This is a genomic window from Veillonella dispar (assembly GCF_937975875.1).
Taxonomy (GTDB): domain Bacteria; phylum Bacillota; class Negativicutes; order Veillonellales; family Veillonellaceae; genus Veillonella; species Veillonella dispar_B.
This window is the reverse complement of record NZ_CALJSP010000147.1, coordinates 1-10,909: the sequence shown is the minus strand read 5'-3', so window position 1 is coordinate 10,909 and position 10,909 is coordinate 1. Positions and strand designations below refer to the sequence as shown.

The 10,909-nt window shown below is 39.4% G+C and carries 14 protein-coding genes; 4 read left to right on the top strand and 10 right to left on the bottom strand.

Annotation, left to right across the window (positions count from 1 at the left end; genetic code table 11):
• Positions 1-607: aminotransferase class I/II-fold pyridoxal phosphate-dependent enzyme (locus Q7P05_RS07140; RefSeq protein WP_303931348.1), on the top strand; the 607-nt coding region annotated here is incomplete at its 5' end.
• Between the two features lie 205 nt (positions 608-812).
• Positions 813-1,787, top strand: coding sequence for a diaminopimelate dehydrogenase (locus tag Q7P05_RS07135; RefSeq protein WP_060923836.1), 975 nt, complete (start codon positions 813-815; stop codon positions 1,785-1,787).
• Between the two features lie 194 nt (positions 1,788-1,981).
• On the opposite strand, the gene Q7P05_RS09630 is transcribed toward Q7P05_RS07135, so the two are convergent.
• The gene (locus tag Q7P05_RS09630; RefSeq protein ID WP_227721402.1) at positions 1,982-2,059 is read right to left on the bottom strand and encodes a putative holin-like toxin; all 78 of its coding nucleotides are present in this window, start codon (positions 2,057-2,059) and stop codon (positions 1,982-1,984) included.
• Positions 2,060-2,304: 245 nt separating this feature from the next.
• Here Q7P05_RS09630 and ychF point away from each other — a divergent pair, with 245 nt between their 5' ends.
• Positions 2,305-3,411: a redox-regulated ATPase YchF gene (ychF, locus tag Q7P05_RS07130; RefSeq protein WP_008602886.1), complete on the top strand. Its 1,107-nt coding sequence runs from the start codon at positions 2,305-2,307 to the stop codon at positions 3,409-3,411.
• A gap of 79 nt (positions 3,412-3,490) precedes the next feature.
• Here ychF and Q7P05_RS07125 read toward each other — a convergent pair whose 3' ends face one another.
• The 7 genes from Q7P05_RS07125 to Q7P05_RS07095 all read right to left on the bottom strand — a co-directional run bounded on the left by Q7P05_RS07125 (position 3,491) and on the right by Q7P05_RS07095 (position 7,352).
• On the bottom strand, positions 3,491-3,727 hold the full coding sequence (locus tag Q7P05_RS07125) for a CsbD family protein (RefSeq protein WP_024064791.1): 237 nt from the start codon (positions 3,725-3,727) through the stop codon (positions 3,491-3,493).
• Between the two features lie 65 nt (positions 3,728-3,792).
• On the bottom strand, positions 3,793-4,032 hold the full coding sequence (locus tag Q7P05_RS07120) for a GlsB/YeaQ/YmgE family stress response membrane protein (RefSeq protein WP_009351847.1): 240 nt from the start codon (positions 4,030-4,032) through the stop codon (positions 3,793-3,795).
• A gap of 151 nt (positions 4,033-4,183) precedes the next feature.
• On the bottom strand, positions 4,184-4,894 hold the full coding sequence (locus tag Q7P05_RS07115) for an NAD(P)H-dependent oxidoreductase (protein WP_303931346.1): 711 nt from the start codon (positions 4,892-4,894) through the stop codon (positions 4,184-4,186).
• 112 nt (positions 4,895-5,006) lie between these two features.
• Positions 5,007-5,264: a DUF3343 domain-containing protein gene (locus tag Q7P05_RS07110; protein WP_227721385.1), complete on the bottom strand. Its 258-nt coding sequence runs from the start codon at positions 5,262-5,264 to the stop codon at positions 5,007-5,009.
• 124 nt (positions 5,265-5,388) lie between these two features.
• On the bottom strand, positions 5,389-5,988 hold the full coding sequence (yedF, locus tag Q7P05_RS07105; RefSeq protein ID WP_227721386.1) for a sulfurtransferase-like selenium metabolism protein YedF: 600 nt from the start codon (positions 5,986-5,988) through the stop codon (positions 5,389-5,391).
• Between the two features lie 119 nt (positions 5,989-6,107).
• A complete protein-coding gene (gene selD, locus Q7P05_RS07100) occupies positions 6,108-7,139 on the bottom strand; it encodes a selenide, water dikinase SelD (RefSeq protein WP_227721387.1) in 1,032 nt (343 codons plus the stop codon).
• A 9-nt stretch (positions 7,140-7,148) separates the two neighbouring features.
• On the bottom strand, positions 7,149-7,352 hold the full coding sequence (locus Q7P05_RS07095; protein WP_004693828.1) for a DUF951 domain-containing protein: 204 nt from the start codon (positions 7,350-7,352) through the stop codon (positions 7,149-7,151).
• A gap of 602 nt (positions 7,353-7,954) precedes the next feature.
• Between Q7P05_RS07095 and rbr the strand changes: the two genes are divergently transcribed.
• Positions 7,955-8,500, top strand: a complete 546-nt coding sequence (gene rbr, locus Q7P05_RS07090) for a rubrerythrin (RefSeq protein WP_303931342.1) — start codon at positions 7,955-7,957, stop codon at positions 8,498-8,500.
• Positions 8,501-8,659: 159 nt separating this feature from the next.
• Here rbr and thiM read toward each other — a convergent pair whose 3' ends face one another.
• Together thiM and thiD are read right to left on the bottom strand one after the other, a co-directional pair.
• A complete protein-coding gene (gene thiM / locus Q7P05_RS07085; RefSeq protein WP_303931341.1) occupies positions 8,660-10,180 on the bottom strand; it encodes a hydroxyethylthiazole kinase in 1,521 nt (506 codons plus the stop codon).
• 13 nt (positions 10,181-10,193) lie between these two features.
• The coding region (thiD, locus tag Q7P05_RS07080; protein WP_303931339.1) for a bifunctional hydroxymethylpyrimidine kinase/phosphomethylpyrimidine kinase at positions 10,194-10,909 on the bottom strand (716 nt) is incomplete at its 5' end.

Genomic DNA, 10,909 nt, shown 5'->3' with positions numbered 1-10,909 from the left:
TGCAATTTTGATGTTCGACTCCGCTTACGAAGCTTTCATCAGCACAGAAGACACGGTAAAATCCATCTACGAAATCGAAGGCGCTCGTGAAGTAGCTATCGAGTTCCGTTCCTTCTCCAAAACTGCAGGTTTCACTGGTACTCGTTGTGCTTACGCAGTTGTACCTAAAGAAGTGACTGGTAAAACTAAATCCGGCGAACGCCAAGCACTAAACCCTATGTGGAACCGTCGCCAATGCACTAAATTCAATGGTGTTCCTTACATCATCCAACGTGGTGCTGAAGCAGTATACACAAAAGAAGGCCGCGAACAAACTCGCGCTAACATTGCATACTACAAAGAAAACGCTCGCATCATCAAAGAAGGCCTTGAATCTATTGGTCTTACTGTATACGGCGGCGTTGACGCTCCATACATTTGGTTAAAAACACCTGGTAACATGACTAGCTGGGAATTATTCGACATCTTGCTCGAACAAGTTCAAATCGTATCTACACCAGGCTCTGGCTTTGGTCCTCACGGTGAAGGTTACCTTCGTTTAACAGCTTTTGGTAGCCGTGAAAATACAATTCGTGCCGTTGAAAGAATTAAAACATTAAAATTCTAATAGGATAATCACTATAGGGTTTATCCCCTATAGAAAACTAATACCTATAGAGACAAAAAGACCGATTGTACACCTATATTAGGAGTACAATCGGTCTTTTATATATATCATCAATTAATTCTATAGAAAAATATCAAATGCCCTAGTTTTGTGCTATAATAAAAATGTTAATTATTAAATTTCTCGATTTATATAGGAGGCTAATATGAGCAAAATTCGTATTGGTATCGTTGGCTACGGCAACTTAGGTCGTGGCGTTGAAGCATCCGTAAAATTACAACCTGATATGGAGCTTGTTGGTGTATTCTCTCGCCGTAAAGGCTTAGAAACAGTTTCTGGTGTTCCTACATATACTATGGAAGATCTACCAAACTTCAAAGGTAAAATCGATGTTATGGTTCTTTGCGGTGGTTCTGCAACAGACCTTATCGAACAAACTCCAATGGTAACTAAATACTTCAACTGTATCGATTCCTTCGATACACATGCACGTATTCCTGAGCATTTTGCTAATGTAGACAAAGTAGCTAAAGAAGCTAAAACTGCTACATTGATTTCTTGCGGTTGGGACCCAGGCATGTTCTCTTTGCAACGTGTATATGCTGAAAGCATCTTGCCTCAAGGTAAATCTTATACATTCTGGGGCCGTGGCGTTTCCCAAGGTCACTCCGATGCTATCCGTCGTATTGATGGTGTTCTTGATGCTCGTCAATACACTGTTCCTAAAGAACAATACCTTGAAGCTATCCGTAATGGTGAAACTCCAGACGTTGATGGCTACAAAGGTCACCTTCGTGAGTGCTATGTAGTGGCTGCTCCTGATGCGGACAAAGCTAAAATTGAAAACGAAATCAAAACTATGGAAAACTACTTCGTAGGTTATGAAACTGTAGTAAACTTCATTTCTCAAGAAGAACTTGATCGCGACCATAAAGGTATTCCACATGGTGGCTTCGTTCTTCGCTCTGGTGAAAGCACTGACGGCACACGTCATGTTGTTGAGTATTCCTTAAAACTTGACTCCAACCCTGAATTCACTGGCTCTGCACTTGTTGCTTATGCACGTGGTATCTACCGCCTTGCTAAACACGGCGGCACAGGTTGCTACACAGTATTCGACATTCCACCAGCTTGGATTTCCACTCATTCTGCTGAAGAATTACGAGCTCACTCTCTATAAGACACAAAATAAAATCCCACACTAGTGTGTGGGATTTTATCTACTTCTATGGTATACTACTTAGAAGAAGTGAGGCGTAGATGTTTTCCGGCGTCAGCTCTCACATCTCTTACTAGTTTGAAAATGTGGCCTGACGACAAAAGGGTCCTTTTCAAAGCCCTGCTACATAAAAGCTAACCTGAGTTAGAAGTCAATTATCTTGCTGCTATGATAATGGTAGCAACTAACATACCAAAAGCTATCATTAAAGATAAAACTTCGTAGGTCTTCATGCTATCACCGCCAATCCTCGAGAAATTGGCAAGACCTGACACATCTAGAGGCCTCGACATCAATATATAATTTGTCGATTTCTATGTAAAGGGATTTAGTGACACTACTAGTCACCAATGTGACTAATGGTGTCACTTTTTTAGTACAAATTTATAGCATCTATATGATATAATATTTATTTGATAGAGTTTCTACGGAAGCTTTCACAAAGAACGAAATCAATTAGTTAATAAAAGGTGGTACCATGAGCACAAATTTAGAAGTAGGCATCGTAGGCCTTCCAAATGTTGGTAAAAGTACATTATTCAACGCCATTACTAAAGCGGGCGCTGAAGCTGCCAACTATCCATTCTGTACAATTGAGCCAAACGTAGGTGTCGTTGATGTTCCAGATAATCGTTTAGCTGTATTGGCTGAAATGTTTGGTTCTAAACGCATCCTTCCTGCTGCTATGCGCTTCGTAGATATTGCAGGCCTTGTAGAAGGTGCGTCCAAAGGCGAAGGTTTAGGTAATAAATTCCTTAGCCATATCCGCCAAGTAGACGCTATTGCTCAAGTCATTCGTTGTTTCGATGACCCTAACATCACTCACGTTTCTGGCTCTATCGATCCAATTCGTGATATTGAAATCATCAACACTGAGCTCTGCCTTGCAGACCTTGAATCCGTGGAAAAACGTAAACAACGTATTGAAAAAATCGCTAAATCTGGTGACAAAGATGCGCGTGCTGAGTTACCATTACTAGAACGCATCATCGAAGGTCTAGGTGAAGCAAAACCAGTTCGTGCACAAGGTCTCGAAGAAGAAGAATTAGAAATGATCAAAGAGTTGACATTGCTTACAGCAAAACCATCTCTTTATGTAGCTAACATTTCTGAAGATGAAGTATCTGATTACTCTTCCAATGAATATGTAAAACGTGTTGAGGAATATGCGAAAAACGAAGGCGCTGGCATCGTTGTTGTTTCTGCTCGCATCGAATCTGAAATTGCTGAATTATCTGAAGAAGAATCTGCTGCATTCCTTGAAGATCTTGGCCTTGAAGAATCTGGCTTAACTAAACTTATCAAAGCAAGTTATGCACTCTTAGGTCTTATCAACTATTTCACTGCTGGTGAAATGGAAGCTCGTGCTTGGACAATTGTAAATGGCACAAAAGCGCCTCAAGCAGCTGGTAAAATTCACTCCGATATCGAAAAAGGCTTTATCCGTGCTGAAATCGTATCCTTCGATGACTTACAAGCTTGCGGTAGCCAAAATGCGGCTAAAGAAAAAGGCCTTGTACGCCTTGAAGGTAAAGACTACGTTATGAAAGACGGCGACGTTACACACTTCCGCTTCAACGTATAACACAAATTAATAACAAAAAACCAGTAAATCGATCGATTTACTGGTTTTTTTAATGCTACAAAATAGCTTTTATTTAATTTTATTTATCATCATTGCCCAATGCATTTTTAAGTCCACTAATAGCACCTTCTACAGCATCTTTAGCATCATCTGCAGTCTTTTTGATATCATTAACAACACTATCAGCAGCATCTTTTACTTTTGCTACTGTATTCTCAACAGCGCCTTCTGCTTGCATTTGTTTGTCATCAGTTAATTTACCTGCATTTTCTTTTACTGCACCTTTAACTTGATCTAATTTATCATCTAATGCCATAATAGTGACTCCTTTCATGTAAAATCACGTTTAACCATATAAAATCTACTTTTATAAGTAAAGGGCTATCCTTTTTTTCCGAAGAAAAATGAGACTACAGCAACAACAATTACTGCACCCAATACAGATGGAATTAAGGACATTCCTGCTAAGCTAGGACCCCAAGTACCAAATAGGGACTGACCTACGGACGAGCCAATTAAACCAGCAACAACGTTAGCGATAACGCCCATTGCACCGCCTTTGTTAGTGATGGCACCAGCTAGGAACCCGATAAAACCACCAACAATAATTGACCATAACATACAATCACACCTTCCTATTCAATCAAAATATTCATAAATCCTTTCAAATAATACAGCATTTATAAATATTTCAGAATTTGTGTGTATTTATAATATACCATTCAACTCTAAAGATTAAATGAAGAATTTCGATTTAGTTCTCATATATGATCTACTCAACTACTGTTACAATTTCATCCATTGTACGACGTGTTTTATTACGATGTGGTTCTTCGTCTCGGTAACCAAAGGCAGCCATTACAGCAATGCCAAAGTGTTTAGTATCGAAAAGGCCAAGTTCATCACCTAAGAGGGCTGTCATGTCATCTTGATTGAAGCCTTCTAATGGACAAGAATCTAAGCCTTCATACGCCGCCATAGTCATCATATTCGCCATAACGATATACGCTTGTTTAGAGGCCCAATCAAAGGCAGCCCGTTCAGACTCAAATGTTTTATAGTCACTTGTAGTAAATTGAGCATATTTTTCTTTATAAATAGCATCTACTTCAGCAGGTAATTGTTTAACCTCTTCTTGAATATAACGTACATAAGAGGAGTCAAACTCTAAGTCCACTTTTTTACGCGCCAAGAAAACTACTACATGACTAGCTTCAAGGCCTGCTAAAATCCCCCAACCATGAGCTTTCATTTTTTCCCGAATTTCTGGATTTTGAATCACCAACAATTGGTAAGCCTCAAAGCCAAGAGATGTAGGAGACAAACGTGCCGCATTAAGAATAGCATTCCAGTCTTCTTCAGAAATCTTCTTCGTGCTATCAAACTTTTTACATGCATAGCGATAGGTCATAGCATATTCTAAATCGTTACGATCCAATTTAGGGGCTGTTAATTTTACATTTTCTATTTCATACTTGCTCATATATACCTCCATAATGATAAAAAATATCATATATTTATAGTACCATAGTTAGCTGTTAAATTATATAAGAATCAAAATTTTAATAAAAAACAAGAAAAAGCCTAGACGATGTCTAGGCTTTATATGGTACAGCCAGTTCACCTTTTTCATACCAAAAGAGGCCCGATGTACTGATCTTATGTTCTTTTAAAATAGTCTGAACCTGCTCTACAATACTTGGATCTATTTGTACAGATAACCCGCACATATCATACAGTTCTGGAGGTGTAGCCATCAATTGATGAGACACCTCTAATTCTGTTAATATCTTGTCTGCTTTATCACCAAAATAATAGGATGTAAAAACGACAAGTAATTTTTTATTTTCCAATGCCTCACCTCCTAACACAATCGATACGATTAGATTTCGTTCACCTAAACTATTAATGCTCGAAATAAAAAATCTAATCTAAGCCAATAACTCTAAATCAATATATCAAAATAAGCTGCTAACATTATAGCTTAACAATATTGTCACCAAGGATAGCATCTGTAATGGCATACATGTTCGTAATACTACCGACGCCAACGTTTTCTTTCACACCATAGAAATCGAGGCAAATCCCACAGGCTGCAATTTCAACACCTGCATCAGCTAACTTTTTAATATTTTCCAAATGAACAGAATCATTAGTTACCATCTTAACACTGCTATTAATGAAATAGATCTTAGATGGTTTCACATCTGCTTCTACCATACATACCCAGAAGGTTTTCATCAAGTTTCGACCGAGCTCTTCGCTACCTTCACCAAGATAATCCTTTGTCATCAAGATGACGCGGTTTCCATAGTTCATCGGTTCGCAATTCGCTTCTGTCACGGGATTCGCATTTGGCGTCATGGTGAGATAGAAATCCTTACCATCTTGGCGAATAGCCACACCATAACCACGAGACTTACCAAATTTTTCTACATTATCACGACTAACCTCATTATCTACAATAGTAGTAATGACAGCGCTTGGATTCGCATCGCTTACCTTCTTAGTTTCAATTACAGGTTTTGGACACAAGCTACCACGTACGTCTACAGTTAATTCATTTGTATTACTCATCATACACCTCTAAATTATATACATTATAAATCTTGTAAAAGTATCAACTAACAGCTAACAGCTAACAATAGTTTAATTCTATATCTATGCCAATAGTAGCGAAATTATTATTTATGATTTTATTCTGTGACGCGTACGGCCAGACCGCTGAAACTTTCAACAGCACCAATAATAGCAGCACAGTCGATGCCAGCCGCATGTAACGCCTCAACTAGTTGATCACCTTCACTGGCAGGAACAGAGAATAGTAAACCACCAGAGGTTTGTGGATCAAACAGAATATCCATCCATACTGGATCCAAAGTTTCATCAACTTGTACATCAGTTATGGCCTTGCGATTACCATACGATGCAGCAGGTACCAAGCCCATTTGAGCTGCTTCGATGACATCATCAAAGAGTGGAATGTCATATGCTTTAATATGAATGGTCACATCGGAAGCACTCGCCATTTCTACAGAATGCCCCATAAGGCTAAAGCCAGTTACATCCGTACATGCATGAACGGTAAAGTTATGTGCTACCTCTGCGCCTACACGATTTAATGTACTCATACTATTGACAGCTTGCTCGGTACCTACGGGGAACAAATCGCCTTTTAGAGCATTATTCATAATGCCTGTACCAATTCGCTTAGTTAATACTAGTACATCTCCTACTTGAGCGCCTTTATTTTTCCAAATTCGATTTGGATGCACTTGTCCTGTCACAGACATACCAAAGATAGGTTCTTTATTTTCAATGCTGTGGCCACCAACGATAGCCGCACCAGATTCAGCTACAATGGATCCTGCCCCATTTAATACATCTGTTAATACACCTTGTTCAACAAGAGGCACCGGGAACCCCACAATGTTCATAGCCGTTAACGGTATTCCGCCCATAGCATACACATCACTCAACGCATTAGCCGCAGCAATCTTCCCAAATAAAACAGGATCATTAACCATAGGCGTAAAGAAATCCAATGTTTGTACTAATGCTAATGTATCTGAAAGTTTATATACGCCTGCGTCATCAGCACCCGTCATATCTGCTAATACATGTTCATTAGTAACAGGAGTCACCGCTTTTAATACGCGATTTAATATATGAGGCCCAATCTTACATGCACAGCCCCCACTTGTTACGTAATCAGTGAGTCGTACCATACGTCCCCCTTATTCATTCTCTGGCAATCTAGACACGATTTTCTTAACTGCCTTTTCAAATTTTGGGCGCGGCATCAACAGTTGATGACCACAGCCATTACATACAATGAGGAAATCTGTGCCAATCCGTTTGACTTCCCATTCATCACTGCCGCAAGGATGTGACTTTTTCATCTTTACCACATCGCCTACGTAATATCTAACAAATGCCATAGCGCCTCCTTTTACAACGTTCAGTATTTATATACTTATTATACAAGAAATACAGAGTTCTATAAATATATCATAATTCTATAGTTATATAGTCATTTTATGGGTAGTTATTAGTACATTTAACGAAAAGGTTATCAATATCTAATCAATAATGATTTTTCATTTAGTTATCATTCTCAATATCAAAATCGGCTATTTTTACAAATCCTATACTATTCAGTCTTTAAGAAACCGCATTTTTACTACATTGATAATATTTATCATTTAGAAAATTTTCGAAATAAATTTTACAAAAACACTTGCATTTCTCATTTAGTATGTTACAATATAGTCAACAATGATTATTCGTTAAGTATACGGATAGCACATTGTATATAAAACTGTTAAGACGGCAAGTGCCGAAAAACACAAATCAGTAAGTACTATTTTAAAAGTTAGGCAAGTGTCTATTTAATCTAAGAATAAGTTTTCTTACTAAGGCGAAGTCGCCCACGAAAATTGTAGAATAAGTATTCTATTATTTGCATTCACAACCAAGTGGTTATGAATATATAGTTAAGTAACAAATTTGAAATTTATCGTAAGTACAAAGGAGTATTAAAATGGCAGAATTAAAAGGTTCTAACACTGAAAAAAATCTTCAAGCAGCATTCGCTGGCGAATCCCAAGCATTCCAAAAATATACTTTCTACGCAGCAGCAGCTCGTAAAGCTGGCATGAACGAAATCGCTGATTATTTCGAAGAAACAGCTCACAACGAATCTGCACATGCTAAATTGTGGTTCAAAGCTCTTCATGGTGGCGACGTATCTTCCGATATCGAAGCTAACCTTCGTGATGCAGCAGCTGGCGAAAACTACGAACACACTACAATGTACAAAGATTTCGCTGACGAAGCTGAAAAAGAAGGCTTTGCTAAAATCGCTTACCAAATGCGCGAAGTTGGTAAAATCGAAGCTCGTCATGAAGCTCGTTACCTTGCATTAGCAGCTCAAGTATCTGGTAACAAAGTATTCCGCAACGACGAACCAGTTGCTTGGATCTGTGCTAACTGCGGTTACGTACATGTTGGTGAAGAAGCTCCAAAACTTTGCCCAGTATGTGCTCACCCACAAGCTTTCTTCCACCGTTTCGTGGAATCCATCTAATCTGTAAGTACGACACTAACTAAACTAACAACCTGTAAGTACAGATTTATATTAAACATACCTGTAAGTACAATATATTCTTACAGTAAGTACTAACAACTTCCTTAACAAAAAAGACGATGACTTAAGTCATCGTCTTTTTTTGTGTTCTATTTGCTATTAAGGTTGTGCTCTATCTACTAAATGCTTAAACTGTTGGGCTGCTTCATAAGGATTATCTGCATGGGCTATAGCAGATATGATGGCAACACCACAGGCTCCTGCTTCTAGTATAGGTTTTGCATTATCTAAGGTAATGCCCCCTATACCAACACATGGTAGTGTTAAGCCTTCTGCTTGAAGTTCACTAATTCGATTTGGTCCGCATGGTTCTTGTGCATCAGGTTTACTACTTGTGGCGTACATAGGACCTACACCTACACAATCAGCGTAGACTACATCCGTCTTATGTAATTCCTCTATAGAGTGAATAGAGATACCAACGGCCTTATGGCCTACAAGATTACGTACCTCTTCAAGGCGCATATCCTCCTGCCCTACATGAACGCCATCGGCATTAACTGCCACTGCTAGGTCTACATCATCATTGATAATATAGAGTACATTGTACTTCGCACAGATTTGTTGTAATTGTTGAGCTAATTCTAATTTCTGTTGTCCTTCTAAGGTGCCCATGCCCTTTTCTCTGAATTGGAAACAGGTCACACCACCTCGACAAGCCTCTTCTACGACACTTAGCAAGCGATTTTCATTAAGACCTACATCTTGAGTGCCACCAATAAAATATACTTGTAATTGATCTGGCACAACTACAGGACCTATACGGTTTTCAGCCATAAGCACCGCATCATCTAGTGTATATAAAGCATCCATAAATGCCGTACTAAAGCTACCAGGTTTTACACCGCTCACCTGTACTGCACTTTCACCGGCCAAGCCATAGTAAGCCAATGCATAAGCGAGAAATTCACCGATAGATACGCTATCTTTACATGGATAATAGGCACTAAAGAAGGCTGCTAGTACGGCGCCTAATAAACAGCCTGTGCCTGTCACAGCTGTCATGACAGAGTGTCCATGTGGTACTGCAAATACCCGAATTCCATCGGAAATATAATCCTCTTCTCCCGTTGTTACTACCGGGCAGTTAATAAGGCGTGCTAGACGATAGGCAATAACAGCACTATCCTCAACTTGCGCCCCATCTACACCTTTGCCGGTAGTAGAATTATTAGCCGTATCATCGGGACTTAAAGCATCATAAATAGCTTTGATTTCACTTTGGTTACCTCGTAATAAAGAGATATTACCAGTCTTAATTAAATCTAAGACTACCGACAATCGGTAAGCTCCCGCATGACACCCTACTGGATCTAGTACAACTGGCACCTCATGTGTCTTCGCTAGTTTTATGGCTTCTTTATAGTAACTAACCTTATCTGGCGTAAGCGTTCCAATATTGATGAGTAAAGCCGATGCATGAACGATGAGGTCTTTTAAATCTTCACTGCATTCGCTCATCACAGGCGATGCACCAATGGCTAGTAAACCATTGGCCGTAAAGGTACGTACCACATCATTAGTAATGCAAATAACAAGAGGATTTCTCTGACGCAAGGTCTCTAATATATTTAGTTCAGGCCAAGTTCGGCCTTTCATATAAGGGTTTTCATAGGTCATACAAATATCTCCTCTAGTTATCTTTTAATAGCTCATCCATCGTTTCAGGTCCATTCGCCAATAAACCATAGGCCATATGATTAACAGGGCCACAGCCGTGTCCTAGCGCTGGATTGTGCTTAATAGCAAGAGCGATATAATTCTTCGCAATACCAATGGCATCCATTACGTCACGCCCTTTAGCGAGCTCCGCCGTAATCACTGCAGAGAAGGTACAGCCCGTTCCATGAGTATGTACCGTATCATATTTAGGGCTTGTCCAAGTACGGATGCTACCATCTTTAGTGAAAGCATAATCCGTTGCATCTTCACCGATGTGACCGCCTTTAATGATAACTACTTGAGGTCCTAAGTCCTGTAAGATACGATTCGCCACCGTTGTTATGTCACTTTCACAATCAATAGACATGTCCGCTAAGACCTCAGCCTCACTACGGTTTGGTGTAATCACGGTAGACGTCGGAATGAGTTTGGATTTTAAGAAATTTACTGCCTCATCTGATACGAGTCGGTCACCGCTAGTGGCAATCATAACGGGATCCATTACATAAGGAATTTGTTTACTCACATAAGGATAGATAAGATCCATCATCTCCGGCAAGGCAATCATGCCCGTCTTAACGGCTTGAGGTTCAATGTCAGAATATACATCGTGTAATTGTCGGTCAATACTCTCTAGCGACAGATGTTCTACATGATGTACGCCCGTCGTATTTTGGGCTACCACAG